At 65.1% G+C, this 24,576-nt stretch carries 22 protein-coding genes; 19 read left to right on the top strand and 3 right to left on the bottom strand.

What is annotated here, in order from left to right; genetic code table 11:
* Positions 1 to 52: 52 nt before the first annotated feature.
* The 7 genes from FHG09_RS06610 to FHG09_RS06580 all read left to right on the top strand — a co-directional run bounded on the left by FHG09_RS06610 (position 53) and on the right by FHG09_RS06580 (position 6,922).
* Positions 53 to 853: a serine hydrolase gene (locus FHG09_RS06610; RefSeq protein ID WP_227492593.1), complete on the top strand. Its 801-nt coding sequence runs from the start codon at positions 53 to 55 to the stop codon at positions 851 to 853.
* A 163-nt stretch (positions 854 to 1,016) separates the two neighbouring features.
* A complete protein-coding gene (locus tag FHG09_RS06605) occupies positions 1,017 to 1,325 on the top strand; it encodes a DUF3870 domain-containing protein (protein WP_152346872.1) in 309 nt (102 codons plus the stop codon).
* A 136-nt stretch (positions 1,326 to 1,461) separates the two neighbouring features.
* Entirely contained in the window at positions 1,462 to 2,619 is a 1,158-nt protein-coding gene (locus FHG09_RS06600; RefSeq protein WP_152347234.1) for a DUF819 domain-containing protein, read from the top strand.
* A 243-nt stretch (positions 2,620 to 2,862) separates the two neighbouring features.
* Positions 2,863 to 4,071, top strand: coding sequence for a dipeptidase (locus FHG09_RS06595; RefSeq protein WP_152346871.1), 1,209 nt, complete (start codon positions 2,863 to 2,865; stop codon positions 4,069 to 4,071).
* Positions 4,068 to 4,769 (top strand): type 1 glutamine amidotransferase, encoded by a 702-nt coding sequence (locus FHG09_RS06590; RefSeq protein WP_152346870.1) that lies wholly within the window; start codon positions 4,068 to 4,070, stop codon positions 4,767 to 4,769. Before FHG09_RS06595 ends, FHG09_RS06590 begins: the two co-directional genes overlap by 4 nt.
* A gap of 105 nt (positions 4,770 to 4,874) precedes the next feature.
* Positions 4,875 to 6,305 carry an APC family permease gene (locus FHG09_RS06585; protein ID WP_227492592.1) on the top strand — a complete coding sequence of 477 codons (1,431 nt, stop codon included), beginning with the start codon at positions 4,875 to 4,877 and terminating at the stop codon, positions 6,303 to 6,305.
* A gap of 221 nt (positions 6,306 to 6,526) precedes the next feature.
* Entirely contained in the window at positions 6,527 to 6,922 is a 396-nt protein-coding gene (locus tag FHG09_RS06580) for a universal stress protein (RefSeq protein WP_152346869.1), read from the top strand.
* 180 nt (positions 6,923 to 7,102) lie between these two features.
* Here FHG09_RS06580 and FHG09_RS06575 read toward each other — a convergent pair whose 3' ends face one another.
* The gene (locus tag FHG09_RS06575; protein ID WP_227492591.1) at positions 7,103 to 8,101 is read right to left on the bottom strand and encodes an NAD(P)/FAD-dependent oxidoreductase; all 999 of its coding nucleotides are present in this window, start codon (positions 8,099 to 8,101) and stop codon (positions 7,103 to 7,105) included.
* 281 nt (positions 8,102 to 8,382) lie between these two features.
* On the opposite strand from FHG09_RS06575, the gene FHG09_RS06570 reads away from it, so the two are divergent.
* The 4 genes from FHG09_RS06570 to FHG09_RS06555 all read left to right on the top strand — a co-directional run bounded on the left by FHG09_RS06570 (position 8,383) and on the right by FHG09_RS06555 (position 14,170).
* A complete protein-coding gene (locus FHG09_RS06570) occupies positions 8,383 to 8,991 on the top strand; it encodes a helix-turn-helix domain-containing protein (protein ID WP_152346867.1) in 609 nt (202 codons plus the stop codon).
* A 295-nt stretch (positions 8,992 to 9,286) separates the two neighbouring features.
* Entirely contained in the window at positions 9,287 to 11,641 is a 2,355-nt protein-coding gene (locus FHG09_RS19995) for an HNH endonuclease signature motif containing protein (protein ID WP_227492590.1), read from the top strand.
* 54 nt (positions 11,642 to 11,695) lie between these two features.
* The gene (locus tag FHG09_RS06560; RefSeq protein ID WP_152346866.1) at positions 11,696 to 12,811 is read left to right on the top strand and encodes an LLM class flavin-dependent oxidoreductase; all 1,116 of its coding nucleotides are present in this window, start codon (positions 11,696 to 11,698) and stop codon (positions 12,809 to 12,811) included.
* A 270-nt stretch (positions 12,812 to 13,081) separates the two neighbouring features.
* A complete protein-coding gene (locus FHG09_RS06555) occupies positions 13,082 to 14,170 on the top strand; it encodes a C40 family peptidase (protein ID WP_152346865.1) in 1,089 nt (362 codons plus the stop codon).
* 300 nt (positions 14,171 to 14,470) lie between these two features.
* Here the strand turns inward: FHG09_RS06555 and pepN are convergent, their stop codons facing one another.
* Positions 14,471 to 17,557, bottom strand: a complete 3,087-nt coding sequence (pepN, locus tag FHG09_RS06550; RefSeq protein ID WP_152346864.1) for an aminopeptidase N — start codon at positions 17,555 to 17,557, stop codon at positions 14,471 to 14,473.
* 85 nt (positions 17,558 to 17,642) lie between these two features.
* Between pepN and FHG09_RS06545 the strand changes: the two genes are divergently transcribed.
* Positions 17,643 to 18,791, top strand: a complete 1,149-nt coding sequence (locus FHG09_RS06545; protein ID WP_152346863.1) for an FUSC family protein — start codon at positions 17,643 to 17,645, stop codon at positions 18,789 to 18,791.
* A 12-nt stretch (positions 18,792 to 18,803) separates the two neighbouring features.
* On the opposite strand, the gene FHG09_RS06540 is transcribed toward FHG09_RS06545, so the two are convergent.
* The gene (locus tag FHG09_RS06540) at positions 18,804 to 19,592 is read right to left on the bottom strand and encodes a helix-turn-helix domain-containing protein (protein ID WP_227492589.1); all 789 of its coding nucleotides are present in this window, start codon (positions 19,590 to 19,592) and stop codon (positions 18,804 to 18,806) included.
* A gap of 66 nt (positions 19,593 to 19,658) precedes the next feature.
* On the opposite strand from FHG09_RS06540, the gene FHG09_RS06535 reads away from it, so the two are divergent.
* From FHG09_RS06535 to FHG09_RS06505, 7 genes are all read left to right on the top strand, one after another.
* A complete protein-coding gene (locus FHG09_RS06535) occupies positions 19,659 to 20,489 on the top strand; it encodes an AzlC family ABC transporter permease (protein ID WP_152346862.1) in 831 nt (276 codons plus the stop codon).
* Positions 20,486 to 20,920, top strand: a complete 435-nt coding sequence (locus FHG09_RS06530; protein ID WP_152346861.1) for an AzlD domain-containing protein — start codon at positions 20,486 to 20,488, stop codon at positions 20,918 to 20,920. Before FHG09_RS06535 ends, FHG09_RS06530 begins: the two co-directional genes overlap by 4 nt.
* 137 nt (positions 20,921 to 21,057) lie before the next feature.
* Positions 21,058 to 21,369: a DUF2516 family protein gene (locus tag FHG09_RS06525; RefSeq protein WP_101554646.1), complete on the top strand. Its 312-nt coding sequence runs from the start codon at positions 21,058 to 21,060 to the stop codon at positions 21,367 to 21,369.
* 47 nt (positions 21,370 to 21,416) lie between these two features.
* Positions 21,417 to 22,226, top strand: coding sequence for an alpha/beta fold hydrolase (locus tag FHG09_RS06520; protein WP_152346860.1), 810 nt, complete (start codon positions 21,417 to 21,419; stop codon positions 22,224 to 22,226).
* Positions 22,227 to 22,260: 34 nt separating this feature from the next.
* Positions 22,261 to 23,646, top strand: coding sequence for a glycosyltransferase (locus FHG09_RS06515; protein WP_227492588.1), 1,386 nt, complete (start codon positions 22,261 to 22,263; stop codon positions 23,644 to 23,646).
* Positions 23,647 to 23,696: 50 nt separating this feature from the next.
* The gene (locus tag FHG09_RS06510; protein WP_152346859.1) at positions 23,697 to 24,389 is read left to right on the top strand and encodes a YbjN domain-containing protein; all 693 of its coding nucleotides are present in this window, start codon (positions 23,697 to 23,699) and stop codon (positions 24,387 to 24,389) included.
* Positions 24,386 to 24,571: a hypothetical protein gene (locus FHG09_RS06505; protein ID WP_152346858.1), complete on the top strand. Its 186-nt coding sequence runs from the start codon at positions 24,386 to 24,388 to the stop codon at positions 24,569 to 24,571. Before FHG09_RS06510 ends, FHG09_RS06505 begins: the two co-directional genes overlap by 4 nt.
* The last annotated feature ends 5 nt before the right edge of the window (positions 24,572 to 24,576 follow it).

The following is a 24,576-nucleotide window of genomic DNA, read 5'->3' as shown; positions in this document are numbered from 1 at the left end:
GGCGCTCCGCGGATGAACAGACAAGATTGAAACGAGACTGACAGGAGCGATGATGAGCGAACTGAAATTCGATGGACTGCCCGGAGTGCGCTTCAGTGCTCTGGCCTTCGACGTCGACAGCGGGGAACGGGTGTTCGCCCACAACGAGAACGACGAACTCGACACCGCCAGCATGGGCAAGGTCTTCCTGCTCCACACGGCCCTGCAGATGTATCAGGACGGCACGCTTGACCTGGAGGAACGACTGCACCGGAGGCCGTCGGAGAGAGTCGACGAATCCGGGATCTGGTACCTCATGGAGCAGGACGACCTGAGCATCTTCGACGTCGCTCTGCTCATCGGTGCGTTCAGCGACAACTTCGCCACGAACGTGCTCATCCGCCGGGTCGGTCTGGCGAATGTCGCCGGTCAGGTGGAGAAGCTCGGGTACCGGAACTCCGGCCTGCACGACTTCCTGCGCTGGCCGCGACCGGCCAATGCCCCGCGGACCCTGTCGACGGGCACGGCCGCCGAGATCAGCGACTTCATGGCCCGGCATGCCAAGGACGAGTTCTGGGACGAGTCGACGAACGAGGTCTTCCGGCGCTGGTTGGGAGCCGGTGCGGACACCTCGATGGTCGCCTCGGCGTTCGATCTCGACCCGCTCGCGCATTACAACTACCAGCGCGACGTGTGGGTGTGGAACAAGACCGGCACGAACGGGACGATCCGGGCCGATGCCGGGATCGTCATGACGCGGACGCGCCGAATCGCCTTCGCGGTGTTCGCGAACTGGGAGCCGGGCACCGACCGCGTCGTCGACGTCATGCCGGTCATGCGCGAAGCCGGCGACGCGATCCACCGGTTCCTCTGATCGTGACTGCCGTCGAAGGGGCTTCGCCTGTCGCCGCACGACCGTCGTCTCCGGTCGAGCGGACCTCGTCTCCGGTCGAGCGGACCTCGACTGCGTCCGATCGACGTTCGACTCCCACTGCACCACCCCCGGCGCGGAGAACCGTGGGGTAGTCTGGTGGGCGATGTCCGAAACGATCTTTCTCACAGGCGAAGCGAAGGCTCCGTCGAACAACCCGATCACCAGTCAGTTCGGTCTGTTCTACGTGGCTTTCGAGATCGAACCGGACACCCACCGCATCCTCGATGTGGACTGCACGGCGACGTTGGCTCTGACCCGAAACTTCATTCGGAGCCTGTTCGTCGATGCCGACATCACGGACCCCGGTCGACTGATCGAGCGCATCCAGCGCCGTTACCACGGTTCCTCGCAGAAGGCGCTGATCACAGCAGTGAACAACGCCGCGAAGAAGTACCGCGAGGTTGCCGCTTAGGCAGCGCGTCCGACCACCGCGATTGCCCGGCCCCTCACCGGACCGGATCCGATCGACAACTGCACATTGCTTCATCCCCGGCACCGCCAGCGGTGCCGCTGTCGGGATGGACGAATTCAATGAGGAAGTGTCGTTTGTGATCACCGACGGTTATCTATTCATCAGCCTGCTTCTGGCGATCTCCGCAGCGCTCGTCGTTGCGGACCGGAGCGGGCGTTTCAAGCTCTTCAAGTATGTGCCCGGCTTCGTCATCCTCTATATCGTGGCCGCGCTGCTCAACACCATCGGCGTCTTCGACCACACCGGCGGGGACATCGACGACGTCGGCGACACTCTGCGCACGGCGCTGCTGCCCGCGATGATCCTGCTCATGCTGTTCAAGTGCGATATCCGGCAGATCATCAAGCTCGGACCGAAGCTGCTGCTGACCTTCGCCGTGACCGCGGCGAGCATCATCGCAGGCTTCATCGTCAGCTACCTCATCCTGCACTCGAGCCTCGACCCGGAGGCGTGGAAGGCCCTCGGCGCGCTCAACGCCTCCTGGACGGGCGGTTCGGCGAACATGGTCGCGGTGCAGGAAGTCCTCCACGCCCCTGAGGACGTGTTCGGCTACGTCCTCATCGTCGACACCGTCCTCTACTCGTTCTGGCTGCTGCTCATCTTCTCCTCCGTCACGGTCTCCGACGCCTTCAACCGGTGGACGAAGGCCGATATGTCGAAGCTCGACTTCACCGACCGCGTCGACGCTGAGGAGGAGAAGCCGATGACCCTGTCGTCGACCTTCGGCCTCATCGGATTCGCGCTTCTGGCCTCGGCACTGGCGATCCGCCTCGGCGAACTGCTGCCCGAGGTCGGAGTGGTCATCAACGCCACGGCCTGGACGATCCTCATCGTCAGCATCCTCGGCCTCGTCATCGGATCGACTCGCTTCGGCAAGACCGCCGGATCCAATGAGCTCGCCTCGATCCTGCTCTACCTCATCATCGGAATCATCGCCTCCGGCTCGGACTTCACGTCTCTGGCTGAAGCACCGCTGTACCTGGTGGCCGGAATCATCGTTCTGGTCGTCCACATCGCCATCATGCTCATCTACGCGAAGCTCACCCGCACCGAACTCTTCAGCCTCGCCGTGGCCAGCACCGCCAACATCGGCGGCATCGCCTCGGCACCGGTCGTCGCCGGTGCCTTCAACCGGCAGCTCGTCCCGGTCGGTGTGCTGTTCGCGCTGATGGGAACGTTCCTCGGCACGTTCCTCGGTCTGTGGTCGGCACAGATCCTGTCCGGACTGGCATGATGGACGGACCGACACACCTCCGCCGAGGAGGCCGACCTCCCCATCGCGGGCGCGCGGATCCGTGCACGCCCCGACCATCTCGCACCGGCCCGTCCGCACCTGCACCGACCTCACCCGCTCGCGTCTCACGCGCCCTGACCGCACCCGCCCGTATCGCACCTGCCGTGACCGTACCCGTCGTGACCCCACCCGCCTTGACCGCAGTCGCCTTGACCGCAGTCGCCCGACCGGAAGGACCCAACCATGACCGCATCCGCCACTGATTCCGCACCCGCCGCCGTCGACGTCTTCGACGGACACAACGACCTCGCCTGGTACCTGCGCGAGGAACATGACTACAGCGTGGAGGGGCTCAACGACCCGAGCGTCTCCCCGTTCACCACGATGGATCAGCTGGCCGCGGGAAATGTCGCCGCACAGTACTGGTCCGTCTACGTCCATTCCTCGATCACCGGGGCGGACGCGATCAAGGCCACCTGGGAGCAGATCGACGCGGTCCAGCGCTTCGTCACCGCCTACCCCGAACGACTCGCCTTCGCCCGCACCGCCGCCGATGTCCGTGCCGCTCGCGCCGTCGGCAAGGTCGCCTCCCTCATGGGCGTCGAGGGCGGACAGCAGATCGACGAGTCCCTGGCCGTGCTGCGCTCCTATGCCCGCGCAGGGGCCCGGTACATGACTCTGACCTGGTCGACGACGCATTCCTGGGCCGACTCGGCCACCGACGAACCGGTCCATGGGGGCCTGAGCGAGTTCGGCCGCGAGGTCGTGGCGGAGATGAATCGGGTCGGCATGATCCTCGACCTCTCCCATGTCGCGCCCACCGTCATGCACCAGTCGCTCGACCAGTCGACCCTGCCGGTGCTCTTCACCCACTCCTGCGCGTTCGGGCTCAACCCGCACCCGCGCAACATCCCCGACGACGTCCTCGACCGCGTGCCCGGCAACGGGGGAGTGGCGATGATGACGTTCGTGCCCTCCTTCGTCTCGAACGCCCGCCGCGAATGGGTCGACGCAGGAGAGCAGGGGACCGCCCCCGAGGTGACCGTGGCCCAAGTGGCCGACCACTGCGATTACGTACGCGAGCGGATCGGCATCGACCATCTCGGCCTCGGCGGCGACATCTGCGGAGTCGACGAGCTGCCGACCGGACTCGGCAACGCCGGCCAGTACCCGAACCTGTTCGCCGAGCTCACCTCCCGCGGCTGGTCGCAGACCGACCTGCGCAAGCTCGGCTTCGACAATGCGATGCGCGTCCTCGACGCACACGAGGACGCGTACACGGCATTCCTCGGCTCCGCGGACGACGCGCCGTCCGCCACGGGCGGCGCAGCTGCCGACGCACCGTCCGCGGTCGCCGGAACGGCCGCCTCGGCGAGGGAAGACGAAGGCGTCGCAGGCAATTCCGCTTCCGGGGCCGCCGGGACGGCCGCCTCGGCGAGGGCGGAATCATGACGCGGCTGCTCGTCATCGTCAATGACATCGACTCCCAGCCGGGGCTGCTGACACGGTGGATGATCAGCGAAAACGTCGAGTTCGATCTGCGCATCGGCGGGGTCTCACCACTGCCGTCCCCGGCCGAGCTCGACGCCTACGACGGGCTCATCATGCTCGGCGGCGGGTACATGCCCGATGAGACCGACCGGGCACCGTGGCTGGCCGACGAGGCCGAACTCGTCCGTCGTGCGTTGGACACGGACCTGCCGCAGTTCGGGATCTGCCTCGGCGGGCAGCTCATCGCCCACGTCATCGGGGGCGATGTGCGCGCCCGGACCGGGGCGCCGGAGAAGGGGTACACGCGGATCGACACCACCGCCGAGGCGGCCGCGGACCCCGTGTTCTCGGCGATCCGACCGCGGACGTCGTTCGTCGAAAGCCACGTCGACCGCATCGTCGCCCTGCCTGAGGAGGCGACCCTGTTGGCCACGAGCGAGGCCTGCGAATTCCAGGCGTTCCGCGTCGGTCGGGCGTGGGGCACGCAGTTCCATCCGGAGTCGACGCGGGCGAACATCGAACGCTGGAATGCGGAGAAACTGCAGACATTGGGGTTCGATAAAGATACCCTGTTGGCAGAGGCGACGGAGCTCGGTCCCGAGAGCGAATGTGATTCGAAGGCTCTGTTCTCGGCGTTTCTCACAGTGGTCCGAGACTGAAGCTTGTGTCTGAGGCTCGTGTCTGAGGCATACTGGGCGAGGCTCTGACCACAGTCAGGGTTGCCAGGCATGCGGCACAGCCGCCGCAGTGGACACGGAGGAATCGTGAGCGACAAGAAACCCACGACCACAATCGACCCCGGTGACGGAGACCAGCCCGAGACCCTCAAGCGGGTCATGGGGCCGAAGCTGCTGCTTCTGTTCATCGTCGGAGACATCCTCGGAACCGGTGTCTATGCGCTGACCGGCAAGGTGGCCGGGCAGGTCGGCGGTGCCGGTTGGGCACCGGTGATCCTCGCCTTCCTCATCGCGCTGATCACCGCGTTCTCCTATATGGAGCTCGTGACGAAGTACCCGCATGCCGCGGGTGCCGCGCTGTACACGCACAAGGCGTTCGGGATCCACTTCGTGACGTTCCTCGTCGCCTTCGCCGTGCTCAGCTCAGGAATCACCTCGGCCTCGACGGCATCGAATGTCTTCGCCGCCAACCTCGTGGCCGGCTTCGGTTGGGACGTATCGGGCAGCGGGGTGATGTGGATTGCGCTGGGCTTCCTCACCCTCATCGCGCTGATCAACCTCCGCGGTGTCGGCGAGAGCGTGTGGTTCAACGTCGTCCTCACCCTCATCGAACTCAGCGGTCTGCTGTTGGTCATCGTCGTCGGGTTCTTCGCACTCGGTTCGGGCGATGCCGACTTCTCGCGCGTGATGATCTTCGAGACCGAGGGTGACAAGAGCGTCTTCCTCGCGGTCACCGGTGCCACTGCGCTCGCGTTCTTCTCCATGGTCGGATTCGAGGATTCGGTCAACATGGTCGAAGAGACGAAGGACCCGCGGGTCTTTCCGAAGATCATGCTCTCGGGCCTGACGATCACCGGCATCATCTACGTCCTCGTCTCCCTCGTCACCGTCGCGGCAGTGCCCATCGGCGTGCTCACCGAGAGCGAGACGCCGCTGCTCGAGGTCGTCCGCGAGGGTGCCCCCGGACTGCCGATCGATACGATCTTCCCGTTCATGACGATGTTCGCCGTCGCGAACTCGGCACTGATCAACATGCTCATGGCCAGCCGTCTGCTGTACGGAATGGCCAAGCAGAATGTGCTCCCGCCCGTGTTCGCGAAGGTCATGGCCGGCCGCCGTTCGCCGTGGGTGTCGATCATCTTCACGACGCTGATCGCCTATGCGCTCATCTTCGTCGTGACCACGATCCTGCCCGAGACGGTGACCGCGTCCCTGGGCGGCACCACCTCGCTGCTGCTGTTGGCCGTGTTCGCCGTCGTCAACGTCGCGGTGCTCATTCTGCGCAAGGACAAGACCGTTCACGATCACTTCAAGGCGCCGACGGTTCTGCCGTGGATCGGCGTCATCACCTGCGTGTTCCTCGTCGGTCCGTGGGCCCGCCTCGATGAGCTCATCCAGTATCAGATCGCAGCGGCGCTCGTCGGCATCGGCGTCGTCCTGTGGGGTGTGACCTGGTTCTGGAACCGTTCGACGAAGGGTACGAGCACCCGGTTCCGCAATCCCGAAGAGCTGACGTGAGCCCATCCCCTCGCCGAGGCGGTGCTCCGTCCCGTGCGGATGTGCACCGCGGTGGCGGTGCGCTGTCCCGCATGTGCGCTGCCTTACCGAGGGGTGCGGCTCCTCGCCGAGGCGGGCGGGGCCGCCCGCCGTCCCATGTCCGTATCGCTCGATATGCTGGGACGGTGGGTACTCGACCTGCGTACTCGGATCTGTACAGCTCAATCCAATGAAGGTGAAAAATGACAGTACTCGTCGGTTACGTCAACAATCCCGCCGGACATGCTGCTCTCGATGCCGGCATCGCGCAGGCGAAGAAGGACGGGAGGGAACTCGTCGTCGTCAATGCGTCACGGTCGGCGCAGCGCAACGATTCCTACCGCCTCGGCGAGGGTGAGCTCAAGTCGGTCAACACCTATCTGGCCAGGGCGGACGTCGAGTTTCGCGTGCTGACTCTGGGCAGCGAATTCGACCCGGCCGAGCAGATCCTCGACACCGCCACCGAGGTGGGAGCCGAGCTAATCGTGCTCGGCACCCGGAAGCGCACCCCGGTCGGGAAGTTCCTGCTCGGGTCGACGATCCAGAAGGTCATCCTCGACGCCGAAGCCCCGGTGCTGTGCGTGAAGGCCGCGCACTGAGGACTTGACCGCAGTCGCCGTGGCCCGCGGAAACGGGCCACGCCGCGAGTGCGTGGCGCCCGCGCTCGCTCCGCTGTGGGGCGCATGAGGACGCGCCAGCCAGACCCGCCTCGTCATGATGCACCTGCTTACGGCTTGCCCCACCCGAGCGACTCCGTCCTCACCCGAGCAACTCCATCCTCACCCGAGCGACTCCATGATGAGGTCGGCGTTGACATGCGCGCCGGCCAGCACGCCGCTGGCGGTGCTGGCCACGACCATCGCCGATACGTCTGCGGCGTTGCCGACCGCCCAAACTCCGGGCACATCGGTCTGCCCGGCCATCTGCGTGGGGATATAGGTGCCCATTCCGCTCGGGTGCGCGACGACTTCGCCGCCGAGCTGGGAGAACAGATCGGCATTTGCTCGCGCATACGCACCGACGGCGAGTGCATCGAAGGTGAGCGCGTTCGCTCCGTCCACGGAGTCGCCAGCCGCGAGTGAAACGACGGTTCCGGACTCGGTGCGGGCCGCCTCGGTGACGGTGGAATCGATGTACTCGATGCCGAGCGTTTCGAGCATCGCCTCCTGTTCGGAATCAGGAGCGGGAGCGTTGTGGCGGATGAAGCTGACTTGGTCGCTGAGCTGGGAGAACAGCATCGCCTGGTGGTATGACATCGCCGTCGTGCCGATGACCCCGATGCGCTGTCCGCGCACTTCGTAGCCGTGGCAGTAGGGGCAGTGCAGAACGGTGTCGCCCCAGCCATCGGCGAGGCCCGGAACGTTCGGAAGCTCGTCGCTCAGACCGGTGGCGATGATGATGCGGCGGGCCGCGACCTCAACTCCGACCGAAGTGGACAGTTCGAACCGATACTGCGGGGCCTCCTCGGCGGGGCCGGCGTCTGGATCACGGGTGTGGACTGTGGTCACGGTCGCTTCGATGAAGGTCACCCCGTACTCTTCGGCCTCGGTGCGCCCCTTCGCCACGAGATCCTGCGGTCTGATGCCTTCGTGACCGAGGAGGTTGTGTGCATGGGCGCTCGAGGAATTGCGCAGCTGACCTGCGTCGATGACGATGACGGAGCGCAGCGACCTGGCCAGGGCGATCGATGCGGCGAGGCCCCCTGCGCCACCGCCGATGACGGCGACATCAAAGGTGGTCTGCGCAGATTCGGGGGGCGAATCGCGTGCGTCGGACACGGAAGGCCGCGCACCTTCTGATGCGGACGGTCGTGAGTTCTTGTGTGCGGAAGGTCGTGAGTTCTCGGGTGGGGTTGGGGCGGTCATGATTCTCCTGAATGCAGATGAATGGTCGGAATTCGGTGCCGATTCGAGTCTGTGGCCCTCTTGCTCGGAATTGCAAACGTCTTTGCAGAAACAGCAAATTCTGCCATGCTGTGGATATGGAAGAGCCACAGGACTCAGATGAACGGGTGACTCGCGGCGCCTTGAATGAGCGGGGAGCTCATGCGGCGGGCCGAATGTCAGAGATTCTCGCCGAGGGGCCTGCGCCGATCGAAGCACAGGAAGCCATCAGGCAATCGTTGGCGGGGGTCGGCGCCCGCCTGCGAGGACTGCGGCAGGAGCAGAAACGCACCCTCGACGAGGTGGCCGAGCAGGCCGGAATGTCGTTGAGTACGCTGTCGCGCCTGGAGTCCGGGAAGCGCAAGCCGAGCCTGGAGCTGCTGCTGCCGCTGGCCGGTGTCTATGGGCTCCCGCTCGACGAGCTCGTGGGGACTCCGCCGATCGGGGACCCGCGCATCCACATCTCACCGCGGAAGTTCCATGGTCAGACCATCTTGCCGCTCAGTCGTGGAGCGATAGGAGTTCAGGCCTTCAAACACATCGTCGATGGTCGGCAGACTCCGAAGCTCGGTTCGCTGAAAACTCATCCCGGGTTCGAGTGGGTCTATGTGATCCGAGGTCGACTCACCCTCATCCTCGGTGACCGGACGATGGTCCTCAGCGCCGGCGAGGCCGCCGAGTTCGATACTCGCACTCCTCATTGGTTCGGGGGAGCTGACGACGACGGGGTCGAATATCTCAGCCTCTTCGGTCCCGAGGGGCAGCGCGTGCATATGAAGAGCTGAGCCGGGCCGCTGCTGATCTCGCGTCAGCGGCGCGCCGTAGCCTGTTGTCGTCAGCAGATCGACCTGTCTTTCAGTGGTCGAGCTGCACTGGATCCGGATCACTGCGCAGTCGTTGCCGCGGATCAGCGGCGCACACTGAGTGGAACACCTCATTTGACCTCGACAAATAGAAACCAATAGTACACAAAGAAATTAAGCTGAAATAAATAGGACAGAACTGTGGTTTTTGTTCTAATGATGAATTAGAATAGAGACAAGCCGAACCCATCAACGATGATGAACGGACACAGAGAAAATGGCTCTCATCCCCGACCGAAGGCACGACGAGCACAACAATCCCGAGGTAGGAAAGCCCTCGCCGGAACCACCCCCACCGATCTCTCCGCCTGAATCCTCGCCACCCAAATCCCGACTTACCGATTCCCCACCGGCCATTCCCCGGCCAGCGGCAGATCCTGCGTCTTCGCCTCCTGACGGCAGGAACGAATCCGCCGGGCAGACCTACCGAGAGCTGCTGGCAGAAGCCGGTCTTGATCTGACCGGCCACCCCCTCGCTGATCGGTTCGACGGCATCGCCGAAGACCCGTTCGACGACGAAGATGCTGAAGGTGGCGATCTCGCTGCGACAGTCGCAGTCGCCGAGAACAGCAACGAAGCGAGCGCCGGCGAGGCAGACGCGACTGGATCATCTCTTCCCGGCGGCGTTGTTCGCAGCGGGCAGGGACTCTGGTCGAGCAGGACGACGCTGCCGGAGACCGAAGAGGAAGTCCAAGCGTGCATCAAAGAGATCGAAGCACGCCAGAGCGCGTGGATGAAGGCGAAGCGCGAAGAACGTGAGGCGCAGCGTGCCGCAGAGCGTGAGGAATATCTGCGGAAGAACCCTCAGGATCGCGGGGAGAGCGAGGAACTCGAACGCGAAAGAGCCGAGTGGAAAGCACGCGTCGAGCGCTACGAAGAGAGGAAGAGGGCAAAGGAGGAAGCCGAACGTATCGCCGAGGCTGAACGCGCTGAACGGCACAGAGCGCTTGCCGAACGCTATGATTCGGCAGCCGACGCCCACCCCCTTCTCGACGAGTATCGCTGGTCGGACCTCAGACATGCAGCTCCAGAGGTCACTGAAAGCATCGACAGCCTGCAGAGTCTGCTCGAAGGGCTTCACGACTTCACTCGTCCCATGGGGCCTGACGATGCGGTGACGCTCCTCGACGGTCTCGAGACCTTGAACCGTCTGACGGAATCGCTGTCGGTCGTAACGCTGTCAGTGTTCGAACGTGTCGGTACGCCCCGTGACTATGGCGCGAAGACGACGAAGGCGCTGGTCCAGCACCGGCTCAAGCTGTCTTCGCAGGAGGCCGGCCGTCGCACTCAGCTCGCGGAGTGCTTGGGGAAGCGGACCAGCCTGAGCGGAGAGTCGATCGAAGCGCAATTTCCCGTCCTCGCGGCTGCTCTGCGGGAAGGAGCACTGTCGGCGAATCAGGCTTCGACGATCTCCAAGTGTTTGAAGAACCTGCCGGCGAACGTGTCGGAAGACGACAGGATCAAGGCTGAAAGTCTGCTCGTCGAGAAAGCTCAGGTGGTTCGCGTCTGCGATATCCATGCACTGTTCCAAGAGATTCTGGGCTGGATCGATCCTGACGGGCAGGAACCGAAGGAAGCGGCAGACCGGGACGATTTCAATGTCAACCTGCGGCAGATGAAGGACGGAACGTGGACTCTCAAAGGCCGCCTCGACGAGGAGACCGGAGGCGTCCTCAACGGGCTGCTGACCTCGCGCATCAAAACCGGTTCACAGTCGGACGAGGAAGGCTGCGCGAATGCGGCAGGCGTCGATGGCGGTGCCGATCCCGTTGACGGTGCACGCCCAGCCGCCGGAGACGGTGCTGAGAGCGAGAGCACCTTCGACCAGGAAGTCGTGACTGCCTACAGGGAAGTTCTGCGCGGTGACCGCTCGGACTGCCTCGACCCCTCGCTCGACTTCACCCAGCCGCAGATCGGTGCGAATGGAGAGGTCCCGCAAGGAGCCGGTGTGAAGCAGGACGGCACCCTGGTGGCTATGGCCGCTGAACAGCCGAGTGTCCGCCGTCGTATCTACGAGCGCTTCTCCAGCGTCATCGGCAGCATCGAAATGAACCGCATCAAGGCCGGAGCGGCCTACGCGCTGGTTGTCACCGCCAAGGCCGAAGACCTGGCGAACCGGACGGGCCAAGCCGTCACCGGAGCAGAAGCACCGTTCCCGATCGACTCCGCTGCTCTGGAGGGGCTGAACGGCTCGGTCTTCTTCCATCTCATGAGCGAGCAGACGAAATCGATGGCTCTGGCGACCGAAAGACGTTTGGCCACCGAGAAACAGCTGGCGATCCTCGCCAGCCGCGACCAGGGATGCACATTCCCCGGATGCGACACTCCTCCCGGATGGTGCGAAGCGCACCACGTCGTCCCGTGGGCGCGAGGAGGCAAAACGAACGTCAACAATCTCACGTTGGCGTGTTCCGCTCATCACCACCTGCTCGACAACACCGAGTGGGATTGCAGGATGCTCAAAGACGGCCGCCCCGCCTGGGTGCCGCCAGCCGTGATCGACCCGGCGCAGGAGCCGGTGCTCCACGCTCGGTTCATCGCGCGCGAGATCGGAGAGACTCTCTTCGGCTGACCGCCACACCGGTGAGGAACGGAATGTTCCGTTCGCGCACGCTGTTGCTTCGGTATGAAGCTTTCCATCCTTGACCTCGTTCCTGTCCGCGCGGGACAGACCACAGCAGATTCGTTCGCCGCCTCAAAGCAGATCATCGACACGGCAGACAAGCTCGGCTTCACTCGCTATTGGGTGGCCGAGCACCACAACATGCCATCGATCGCCTCGACGATGCCTGGGCCCGAACTCATGCACCTCGGCCAGGGGACACGGCAGATCCGCCTCGGCTCCGGTGGAGTCATGCTTCCCAACCACGCCCCACTGGCAGTCGCCGAGCTCTTCGCCCTGCTGGCGGCGGTCTACGGCGACCGCATCGACCTGGGCATCGGACGTGCACCGGGGACGGACCCGATCACCTCGGCGGCAATGCGGGGCCACCTCGGTGAAGGAAGGATGGTCGATCGTGAAGGGCGCGCCATCGACCCCGTCGAACAGTTCCCCCAACATGTGATCGACACTCTCAGCCTCATGCAACCCGAAGGGATGCGAGTCCCACTCCACGGAGGGCGCGAACATGTGCTCAAAGCGACTCCCGCCGCAGAGCCGGGAACGCAGCCCCTGCCTTGGCTGCTCGGGTCATCCGGCTACTCGGCCAGACTGGCAGCTGAACTCGGCATGCCCTATGTCTTTGCCAACCACTTCGCATCCGGTGCCACCACCGGAATGAAGATCTACCGCGACAATTTCACTCCTGGAGCCTACGGCGACAAACCGCAGACCTTCGTCACAGTCAACGTCGTCGTCGCACCCACTGAAGAAGAGGCACAGCTGAGATCGGAGCCCTTCATGCTGCAGATGTCCCGAATGCGCACCGGCGGACCCATGGAGAAGCTGCACCTGGCCGGTGACGACGTGCGTTCGGTGATGACCGACCAAGAGCGCATGGTCGGCGAAGAACTCTCAGGGAACTGGATCATCGGGGACCCGAAATCCGCGGCCGCGCAGCTCGAAGAGCTCGCAGAGCGCTTCGATGTCGACGAGATCATGATCCAGCCGATCGCCGGTGCCATGGAGGGCGAAGACGTGCGAGAAGACCCGGGGCGGATCCAGACGATCGAGCTGCTCGCCACCGAATTCCTCGGTGCCTCCGGTGCTTCCGGTACCGCTGATGCAGACGCCGATATCTGACATACGCTGCTGCTCGAGTCTCAGCTCAGCATCGATTCGAGCAAGTGGGCTTCAATCCACGGCCAGTCCGCGCTATCCTGTCACAGTGTCATGAATGCTGACAGTCGCGTGACAGCCAGTAGAATCGACACCGTTCAGAATCTCGTTTCAGGCGGGCCGCTTCTTTCGGAGCGGTCGAACCAGTAACGAAGACTGGACGCCGAATGCGCTCGCGCACCTTCGGAGACTTCCCCCACGCGGGCCTGCCGCCCGCAGACCGAAAGAGAAATAATGCGTACCAAAATTGCTGTTTCGGCAGCACTTGGGGTCGGACTGGTTTTCGGCGCCGGTGCTCCCGCACTGTCGAGCAATCTGTCCTCGACCGACGCCGCAAAAACGTCCGGCATCTCCGCTGATGTCGTTCCCGGCCAAGAACTCGAACGAATCACCGACGGCAAGATCGAAAAGGGCGAAACCGCCTACGTCGATGTCACCGTAGCGACGCTGTGGACCGACCCGAAGGCTCCGCGCAAGGTTGACAAGCCTGCGCTCCAGCACCCCGTCGACCTCAAGAAGTGGAACAAGAACCTCGAATCCACCGACGTGCGCCGAGGTCTGACAGGCAAAACCGAGACCCAAGCAACCTTCGGTTCGGAAGTCTCCGTGCTCGACATCAAGGGCAGCTGGGCCAAGGTTGCCGTCACCGACCAGAAGACCCCGAAGGACAAGAAGGGCTACCCGGGTTGGCTGCCGAAGAAGCAGCTTGTCGAAAACGACCGGTTCGGAGAACTCCGCGAAGACCAGCCCCGCGCCGTAGTCACGAAGCCCAAGAGCGAACTCGAAGGCATCGAATTCACCAAGGACACCGGTGCTGACGTCAGCTTCAACGTCGACCTGCCCCTCATCGCCCAGGACGTCGACGACGTCCGCGTGGCTCTTCCCGGAGGCGGTGCCGCCTGGATCGACATCGATGACGTGGATGTCTACGACGTTGGCGGCAAGCCCGAGAAGCCCAGCGGCAAAGACCTCGTGAAGACCGCGAAGCAGTTCGAAGGCCTGCGCTACCTGTGGGCCGGAGTCTCCGCCTACGGATTCGACTGCTCCGGATTCACCTACTCCATCTACAGGGCCCATGGCATCGACCTGCCCCGCGACTCGGGCGAACAGGCGAAGGCGGGCAAGGCCGTCTCCTCGTCGAACCTCAAGCCCGGAGACCTGCTGTTCTTCTCGACCAGCTCGGGAACGGTCCACCACATCGGCATGTACGTCGGCGACGGCAAGATGATCCACTCGCCCAACGCGTCGAAGGATGTCTACGTCACCGACTGGAAGAAGTGGGACTCCGGAAACGAATTCTCCGGAGCCCGTCGGATCCTCTGACCTCGATCGAGTCGGTCCGACCCAGTTCTGCTCCGAGTCAGGCGGTTGATCGGTCCGACTCCGACCGAGTCAGGCGGTTGATCGGTCGACTCCGCTCGAGTCAGTCGAGGGGCTGGTCGGACGCGGTCGAAACGACGACCAACCGACACACTGATGGCCGGTGCCCAACTCAGGGCACCAGCCATCAGCATGTTCAACCCCGTCGTGCCCTATTGGCTGCTGGGCAAGAGGTCTGATGTGTACACGCACTCTGACCATTGCCCCGGTCCCATCAGGGCCCACCCGCCGAGGCGGTGCCGGTCAGTGACGCGAACTCTGCGTCGACTTCAGGAAGATGGCGCGGGCCAGGTCGTCGCGACGTTCGATGACCAACCGACGCAGAGCCGCGGGCGCATCTACGTTGGCAGCCAACCAGGTGTCGGTCTTCTCGACCACCGCCTCCTCGTCGACGGACCACCGCGGATAGAGACCGAGCACCAGGCGGCGGGCGATCTCAATGGAATTGTCCGTCCAGAATCCGAGCAGACCGTCGAAGTACTCATCGACATACTCCTCGATGAGCGGCAGCGCACTCGGCGCGATGAACCCGGAGATGATCGCCGACAGCACATCATTGCTCAGCGAGCCCGCCTCGCGGATGGCCTCCCACGCGCGGATCTTGACGATCGGCAGAGGCAGCGCGGCACTGGCCGTCTCAGCATGGAGCCGACCCGAAGAGCTGGGATCCGAATGATTCTCCCGCGCGATATCCGTCTGATCCGCCCATCCGAGGCTCACGAGCGCGGTCAGCGCGTTCCACCTCAGCGCATGATCAATGATGAGACCTCGGAACGGCAGTGACGCGGTCGAATGCTCGGCACCTCGACCCGCGCGAGCGCTGCCGGAAGCCTCCACCGACTGTCCCGCCTGCCCGGACTGACCAGTCTGCCCCGACTGCCCGGGAGCGTCGGGATACATCCGGTCGATCTCCTCGCCGACCGGCACCGTCAGAATCTGGCTGGCGAATCCACGCCCCATGGCCACCGCAGAACTGCCGGCCGCGCATCGTGCCGTCCGCGACGTCAGCGCCAACACCAGATTGGCCAGGTGCAGCTGCGCATCGGAGCCGGCCTTCGCCGCGGCCAGCGCATCCAGCGCAGCTCCCAGCAGCCCCGTGATCGCGGCATCGAAATTCCGGTCCGCCACCCACTGATCGATGCAGGTCAGGGCGGTCTGGCTGAGCCCCGCCATGATCCCGGCATGGCTCTCCTTGCCCAGGCTGCGGGCATAAGCGGTCAGGTACTTCTGCACCGGCATGAGCCCATCGCGCACGGCGTTGTCCAAGGCCGACCACACCAGCGCCCGCGACAGCGGGTCCGTGATCCGCGACGCCGAGGTGACCGCCGCCTCGGTCGACTCCGGATCGAGGCGCACCCGAGCATAGTCCAGATCGTTGTAGTTGAGGAGAGTGATCACGCCGGCACTGCGACCGATCAGCTGCTCGACCTCCGCCGACTCGGTCGAGAACTCGAAACGGAAGGAATCGAGCGGGACGATTGCCCGCCCCGACCGCCCGAGCGTGGCGATCTCGATCGTATGCGGCCGCAGCAGGGCCGTGCCCTCGCCCGAATCGGCCTGAGTGATCGTGGCACCCGTGACCTTCTCCGCCCCGGACCGGCGCCGAGGCGCGTGAACGCTGCGGTCCTCCCCGGACCCGGGCTCGTGCTCGGCTTCGGTTGCCCCGTCGAAACTGTCGTCGACGGCATCCGGGCTGCGCAGCCTCGCCCCCGAGCTCGAAGCCACGAGCCTCCCGGCGCCTGCGCCCTGCGCGGCGACGTCGGAAGCGGTCGAAGTCCCCTCGTTCGAGACACCGGCCGACCCGGCGGAGGACTCGGTCGACCCCGCGGAGGAACCGACCGAGGACTCAGCCGAACCATCCGAGGTAGTGAGCTGCAGGGACAGCTCCGAGACTCCGGACGTCCCCAGCCACGCGGCCGCCCAGTTCGCGATGTCCCGGTCGGGAGCCGCCTCGGCGAGGCATTCGAGGAAATCCGCGAGCTCGGTGTTGCCGTACTCGAACCGTTTGAAGTACAGCCGCGATCCGGCGAAGAACGCCTCCCGGCCGACGAATGCGACGAGCTGTTTGAGCACGGACGCGCCCTTGGCATACGTGATGCCGTCGAAATTGAGCTTCGCGGCCTCGACATCGGGGATGTCGGCGACGATCGGATGCGTCGTCGGGTACAGGTCCTGTGTGTACGCCCACGCCTTGCGACGCAGCGCGAAGGTCACCCAGCCATCGGTGAACCGGGTCGCCTCGGCGAGGGCCAGCCCACCCATGAAGTCGGCGAAAGACTCCTTGAGCCACAGGTCGTCCCACCACTTCATCGTGACGAGATCGCCGAACCACATGTGCGCCATCTCATGCAGGATGACGTTGGCGCGTGACTCGTAGTTCGCGTCCGTGACCTTGTCGCGGAAGATCAGCGTGTCCGTGAACGTGACCAGGCCGGGGTTCTCCATCGCGCCGAGGTTGTACTCCGGCACGAAGATCTGATCGTACTTGCCCCATGGGTAGGGGTAGTCGAATTCGCTGGTGAAGAAGTCGAGGCCGGCCTTCGTGACGCCGAAGACATCGTCCGCGTCGAGGTGTTCGACGAGGCTCGCGCGCGTCCACGCACCCAGCTGCACGGTCTGCCCGGTGCGCGGATCCGTCCACTCGTCCGTCGCTCCTTCGTAGGGGCCGGCGGTGATGCAGGTGATGTAGCTCGACTGCTTGAGCGTCGGTTCGAAGTAGTGATTGATCGCCGCCGGTGATTCGGATCCCGCTGCTTCGGATCCTGTCGACGTCGCTGCGTTGGATCCCGCCGAGGCGGCCCCTGCCGAGCCGTCGGCCGGTTCCGTCCTCGTCGCGGATCGGTTCGACAGCACCTGGAAATGTGCGGGTGCTGTGACCGTGAAGACGAACTCGGCTTTGAGGTCGGGCTGGTCGAAGTTCGCGAACACTCGCCTGGCATCGGTGGGTTCGTACTGCGTATAGAGGTAGACCCTGCCGTCAGCGGGGTCGGTGAATCGGTGCAGTCCCTCGCCGGAGGTCGAATAGCGGGCCCGCGCTTCGATCGTCAGGGAATTGCGGCCGGCGCGAACAGGGAATGTGACGCGGGCACCGTCGAACACCTCGGCGGGGGAGAGGGACTGACCATTGACCTGCACGGAGGAGACGGAATCGGCGATGAGGTCGATGAATGTCGAATCGGCGAAACGAGCGGTGAAGTCGACGACGGTGCGCGAATAGTAGGTGTCGTCATCGGTCTCGGCGTTGCTGACATCGATATGAACCGTGTAGGCATCGACCTCGAGCAGCTGTGTCCGGCTCTGCGCTTCGTTCCGTGTGAGATTCGTTGTCATCAAATAGCCTCCTCGGCGCACAGACTTTAGCATGCCACATTTCCGGTACTCTGAGTACAGCACCAGCGAACGGCAGAGGGGACTGATGGCGGAGACTCGGGTCAGCGAACTGCCTCGGCGGGGGTTCAACGTCGTCGCCCACCGCTTGCGTCTGGGGCTCAAGCGGGTGTGGGTGAACTCTGGTCAGCTGATCCAGATCCCCATCGCCGCGACCGCCGCCTACGCTTTCTGCGTCTACGTGCTCGACCACCCATATCCGTTCCTCGCCGCGGTCGCCTCTGCCGTCGGCATCGGCCCCGTCGTCGACCGTCGCCTGCGCCGTGCCCTCGAAATCGGCATCGGGGCGACGTTCGGGGTGCTCGTGGGCGAGATACTCGTCAACCTCTACGGCACCGGCATCTGGCAGCTCGCCCTGACCCTGATCATCGGTCTGACCATCGGCACGATCCTCAACTCCGGCGGCATCTTCATCACCCAGATCGCCGTCCAATCCGTCTACGTCGTCGTGGTCCCTGCCACCGCCACCACTCAGCCTTTTCCGCGCACCCTCGACGCACTGACCGGATCCGTGTGCGCGATTCTGCTGGCCCTGCTGATCCCGCGCGACGCACGAAAGGTTCCGCGGCGCCTGGCCGCGGACATGCTCGAAGAGGTCGACGCGGTCCTCAGGATGATGAAACGGGCCCTGCGCGATGCCGATGTGACGATGGCCGGCCGCGCCCTCGAACGTGCTCGTGAAACCCAGGACATCATCGACTCCTGGGGCTCATCGCTGCGGATCTCCCGGGAAGCCGCGAAGATCAATGCGCGTGCCCGTCGGCATGCCGCCGAGGTGACCCGGCTCTCCCGCGCCCATACCTTCTCCGACCGGGCGATGCGCACCATGCGGGTGATCGCCCGCCGCGTCGTGGGCGTCACCGAGCTCGGCGTCGACAAACCCGTCATCGCCGATTACGTCGGGTCCTTGGCCGACGGGGCGAAGAAGCTCGAGATCGCCTTGCGCCGTGGTACCGATCGCTCCCTCGCCGAGGCGGACCTGTCCGAGGCGGCGGGCGCGCTGGATCCGCGGGCGAAGTCCGATTGGGATATCCACGACGAGTCGATGGTCCTGCTCCTGCGGACAGTCGCCGTCGACTTGCTGCAGGCCGCTGGGCTCACGCGTGAGGAAGCCCAGTCGAGGCTTCCGCCGCTGGCCGAGAACGCCGATGACGACGACGGGCCGAGCGTCGAATAGCTTTCGAGGCAGTCAGCTGCTTTCGACGACGAAGACGGCGTTCGTGCCCGGTGCCAGAGCTGTGAAGCGATGAGGCTGATCGCCCGGGTGGGTGAGGTAGTCGCCGACACCCAGGTCGTAGGACTTCCCGAGCACCTCGATGCGAGCGGCCCCGCGGCCGAGGATGACATGTTCGATCGTGCCCTGAGGGTGCGGCTGCGACTCTCGCGGTTCGCCCGGTTCGGCCTGAATGAAGTAGACGTCTCGTCGAGCATTCGTCGGCGACGGCGAGATCAGGGTGGCCACATAGTTCGCCGTCGTCGAGGGCAGGCTCGGCATATCGCCGACGTGCTGCAGCGCCACCTCGTGCGGGGGAGGGTCGAGCAGGCGAGCGAGAGGGATGTCGAGGGCGGCGGCCAGCGCCCACATCGTCTCCAGGCTCGGATTGCCGCTGCCGGTTTCGAGCCCGGACATCGTCGACTTGCCGATGCCGGCCCGCCGAGCGACCTCCGACAAAGTCAGCCCGGCCCGCAGTCGTTCGCGCTTCAGCGCCGCCGCGATCTGCTGACTCGGCGAGAGCGCAGTGCCGGAGGCAGAGTGGCCGGAACCGGAAGCGGAGTGGGCGGAACCTGAAGCGCCGGAACCGGATGCACCGGAAGCGGAGTGGGCGGAACCGGAAGCGGAGTGGGCGGAACCTGAAGCGCCGGAAGCGGACGGGCCGGCCTCATCGCCGGCTTGCCCGTCGACTGCCTCGGCGGGCGAGTCGGGGTCGGAGCCGCCCTGTGAGTCGTTCAGCGAATCAACGTTGCTTCGAGAAGTCATGAGTTCACTATAGCGGGTAGGCCGTTCGGGTTGACGAACGATCGCCGAGAGTGCACTGTATAGAACATGGGTTCATTATTTCGCACGGCTGAGCGGAAGCCTCGAGTCGAACGGGTTCTCCCCGGTTCGACGTATCGTGCGGTCGCCATCGTCACCATCACGATCATCGCAGTCGCGCTCTCCTACGGGGCGATCTCCGCGGTCTCCGGCTTCGCCTGGTGGCAGACGCTGCTGCTGGCGATGTTCGCCCTCGGCGGCGCCGCCGAATTCACCTTCGTCGGTGTCATCGCCGCCGGCGGTGCCCCGATCCTCGCCGTGCTCGCAGGACTCCTCGTCAACTCCCGGAACTTCGCCTTCGGCGTTGCCGTCGGCCCCTTCTTCCCGCAGGACTGGCGAGCACTCATCGCCTCCCACTGGATCAACGACGAATCCACCGCTATCTCGCGCACCGGGCACAGCGACCGCGCTAAGTGGCACGCGTTCCTGCTCATGGGAGCCGCGATCGCGATCATGTGGCCCGGCGGCGCCATGGTCGGACAGTGGCTGGGCAATGTCATCAACGCGGACCTGCTCGGTCTCGATGCGGCCTTCCCGATCATCCTCTTCTGCCTCATCCGCGGGGATCTGAAGAATCGAGTCACGCTCTCGCTGACCGTCATCGGCATCCTCGTCGCCGTGGGCCTGACTCCGCTGCTGCCGCTCGGGCTGGGGGCAGTGACCTCACTGTCCGTCTTTGTCTTCGTCGCAGCCGGATGGGGTGTGCGCTCATTCATCCGTCGCCGCTCCGGTGGTGCGGGTGCATTCGCCGACACTGCTGACGCAGACAGAGCCGGCGCTGACAGCGTTGCCGCAGACGAACACTCGCAATCCATGACTCCAGGGGAAGGACACCGATGAGCGCCCTCAGCTTCCTCATCGCACTGGCGGGGCTGAGCCTCGGAACCTATCTCATGCGCTTCGCCGGGGTGAAAGTCGGAGCCGCCATCGCGACGAAGGGGCGTCGACGCATCCGGTCGACCGCCTCGGCGGGGGTGGACGGACGCGAGGAGAACCGCGCAGTCGGCGTCGGAGGAGACCCCGGCGAATCCACCGCACCTGCCGACTCGACCGAGCGCGTGACGATGTGGATGGACCGGGCCACGGTCGTGCTCATCGGCGCCGTCTTCGCGACGACCGCGGTCTTCGACGGGAAGGACATCGCCGACCCGGCACGCCTCCTCGGGGTCGGTGCGGGCGTGCTCGCCGCGATCCTGCGCGTGCCGATGCTGCTCGCCGTGGTCATCGGCATGGCCGTGTGCGCACTCATCCGCACGACCGGGATCCTCTGAGCCGAGGGGAGCGTCCGTCCGTCCCGAGGCCGAGACAGCTCCCGCGCACTGAGAAAGCCGTGGGACGCGGGTGGGCAATTGCCGAGGATCTCCGGCCCGGAACTGCCCCGAAAGCACGAGATTGCTAGGCTGGGACCATGGAATACATCGCGGGCTTTCAGCGTCTCGTCTTTCTTGCCCTGACGGTGGCCGCATTCATCGTCCAGCTCTGGGCGTTCATCGACTGCCTCCGCTTCAAGGACGAGAACTACCGTGCGGTGGACAAACAGAGCAAGAAGTTCTGGGTCATCCTCCTCGGCGTCGGACTCGCGCTCGCCCTCATCGCCCTGCCGCCGATGGGCATGAGCATGATCTTCCTCAACATCATCGCCCTCGTCGCCGGAATCGTCTACCTCACCGATGTGCGCCCGAAGGTCCGAGCCGTCGACCCGCGCTACCGCAACCGCTGACGCACCGGACCGATCGAGCACCCTCCCCGTATGAGCACACCCAACGCATGAGCACAGACCTCAACCTGCCGGGTCCCGAATCCGGCTTCATCGCCACGTTCGGAACCGGTGAACCGCACACGCTCTTCGGCCACGGATTCGCCGGCGCGATCCGCGACACCCGCCCCTTCGGCACCGGCATCACCGGCACCCGCCACTTCCTCCATCTGCCCGGCCACGGCGGCCGCCCCTCACCCGGCCCCGGATGGACCTACCCGCAGATCGCCGAGGTGCTCGCCGACGCCGTTGCCGTCACCTCGGCGAGCCGGACACTGGGCGTCTCGATGTCCGCCGGAGGACTCCTCCACCTGCTGAGCATCGCCCACCCCGTGACTCGCGGCCTCGACAAGGTCGCCCTCGTCCTCCCCGCCTCCTTCACCGGATTCCCCGCCGAGGCGGCCGCCGCCAACCGCTCCCACCTGGAGAGACTGCAGGGTCTGGTCGCGAACGAGGACATCGACGGAATCGTCGGGCTCATGCTCTCCCGCGAACCCGCCGAGGTGGCCCAGATGCTGCCCGCGCAGGCGTGGACGAAGGCGAAAGCCGAGAACCTCGTCCGCACCGACATGTCCGACGGACTCGGACTCGCCCTCGAAATCGCCGTCGCGGACACCGCCGAGGCCGCCGAGAATCTGCGCTCCTTCCCCGGCGACGTCCTCGTGCTCACCCACGAAGACGACCCGGCGCATCCTGTCACCGTCGCCGAGGACATCCACCGTGCGATTCCGAGTTCCCGCCTCGAGGTGCTTCCCGCCGGATCGATCCTGTGGCGCGGACGACACGTCGTTCGGCGCATCCTCGGTGAGTTCTTCGGCTAGGCACTAGACCGAGGTCGTTGGCTAGACTGTCTCCGTGCGCATCTCTGTCCTCTCCCTCCACACCTCGCCCGCCGCCCAGCCCGGCCAGGGCGACGCCGGAGGAATGAACGTCTACGTCGACCAGTCCGTGCGCGCGCTCGCCGCGGCCGGACACCGGGTCGACGTGTTCACCGCCGACCCCGGCGGCCCCGACGGCATGGGAGGCAGCGAAGGTGGGGGCGCCGACGGATCGAGTGCCGACGCCGACGCCGACGCGGGCGCGGGTGCGAAGCTGCAGATCACCGATTCCATCACCCTCCATCATCTGCCGGTCGGTGCGACGACGAAGGATGAGCTCGCCGATGCGATCGACGCGCTCGCCGAAATGCTCAACGACCATCCCGACTTCCGCGTTGCCGATTTCATCTGGACCCACTATTGGATCTCCGCCGAGGCGGCCCTGCGTGCCCGCGAAACGACCCTCGCCATCGGCTCCGACTCCACCGGCCCGGTGCTCGGAGACGACCGGCAGGTCCGTGCACCGATTGCGGTGAGCATGCACACGATCGGCGCCGTCAAGAACCGTGATTCGGAGACCAGTCACGAACGACCCCAACGACTCGACGCCGAAGAGCGCATCGCCGCCGAGGCGGATCTGCTCGTCGCGGCCACCCCCGCCGAACGCCGCGACCTCATCACCGAACTCCACACCGACCCCGACTCGGTCGTCGTCGCCCGACCCGGTGTCGACCACTCGCTCTACACACCGGATTCGCAGTCGGCGGCACGCGCACGTCTGGGATTTGCCGAGGACGAGGCGATCGTCCTCTACGTCGGGCGGATGCAGTTCATCAAAGGCACGGACGTCGCCGTCGATGCCCTGGCCGAATTGCGGGAACGCAACCCGCACCTGGCTTCCCGCACTCGCGGAATCCTCCTCGGTGCGGCCTCGGGGGTCGGTGTTGACGGGGCCGGGGGAGCGCTCCGACCCTCTTCGACGTATCTGCGGGAACTGACCGCTGCGATCGCGAACGAACCCAGCGTCGAGGTCCGCCCGCCCGTCCCCTCCCACGTCCTCGTCGACTACTACCGCGCCGCGGACGTGCTCATCGTGCCCTCCCGCAGCGAATCCTTCGGACTCGTCGCCGCCGAAGCGGCGTCCTCAGGTCTGCCGGCGATCGCCTCGGCGGTGGGGGGACTGCCCGAGATCGTCGAACACGGACATTCGGGACTGCTCATCGCCGACCACAACCCGCATCACTGGGCGACGGCGATCGAAACCCTGCTCAATGACACGGATCTGCTGGCCGAACTCGCCGGCCACGCCGTCGACCGTGCCGAACGCTTCGATTGGGGCCGGACCGTCGCGGCCGTCCTCGACGCACTGCCGGACATCTCCGGTGCCTCAGCACGGGAGTCGGAAGCGCTCGGAGCGTGCTGAGGGGCTAGAGTCGGCGGTGAGCATGAGAGCCGAGCGAAAGGCGTGAGAGCATGAGCACCGACACCGAGACGATCCTGGCCGGAGTGCGCGCCTGGGCCGAGGACAACGACGTTCCAGTCGACTCGATCGAGGACTCGGAGATCGTCGTCACTCTGCCGGGAGAGAAGAAGCTCAAGACGAATGTGGCGGTCAGCGTCTTCGCTCGCACCGCTCACCTGCAGGCGTTCGTCATCCGTCATCCCGATGAGAACTCGGCCGAATTCAATCGGTGGCTGCTGCAGAAGAATCTCAAGCCCGGGCCGGTGGCATTCGCGATCGACAGCCTCGGCGATGTCTATCTGCGGGCGAGCGTGCCGCGTGAATATCTGCTCGATGAGCTCGACGGACTGCTCGGGGCGATGCTCGCCGCGGCGGATTCCTCGTTCAACGAACTCCTCCTCATCGGATTCCTCACCGGGATGAAGAAGGAATGGGCCTGGCGGGTCGGTCGAGGCGAGTCGACGCGCAACCTCGCCGCCTTCGAGAAGGTGCTCAGCGGAGACGACAACGAATTCCTCGGTACCTTCGGCGAGGCCGACGCCGAACCTCCGGAGGTGTCGGCCGATCGGGAGAGTGAGTCGGCTGGGCAGGCGAGTCGGGCGCCCGGGCAATCAGGCGCGAGACTTGAGCAGATGAGTGAGGCGCCCGGTCAGGGCGCTTCGGATGCCTCCGCCGACGATCAGCGCCGAGGCCCGCGCCGATGAGTGCGGAGACGTCCAAGCCGACGACTGTCGATGGGTACATTGCATCATTCGACGACGAGCGGCACACCGGAAAGGGCTCGATCAAGCTGCCCTACGACGAAGAGATTCCGGCCGAGCTGCTGACCGAGATGATCGCCCATCGGATCCGCGAATTCGCCGTTGACGGAGTGAAGTGGATGTGAAGCCG

The organism is Brevibacterium sp. CFH 10365, from assembly GCF_009299785.1.
GTDB classification, from domain to species: Bacteria; Actinomycetota; Actinomycetes; order Actinomycetales; family Brevibacteriaceae; genus Brevibacterium; species Brevibacterium limosum.
The sequence above is the reverse complement of the archived record's forward strand: the minus strand, read 5'-3'. Positions and strand labels throughout refer to the sequence as shown.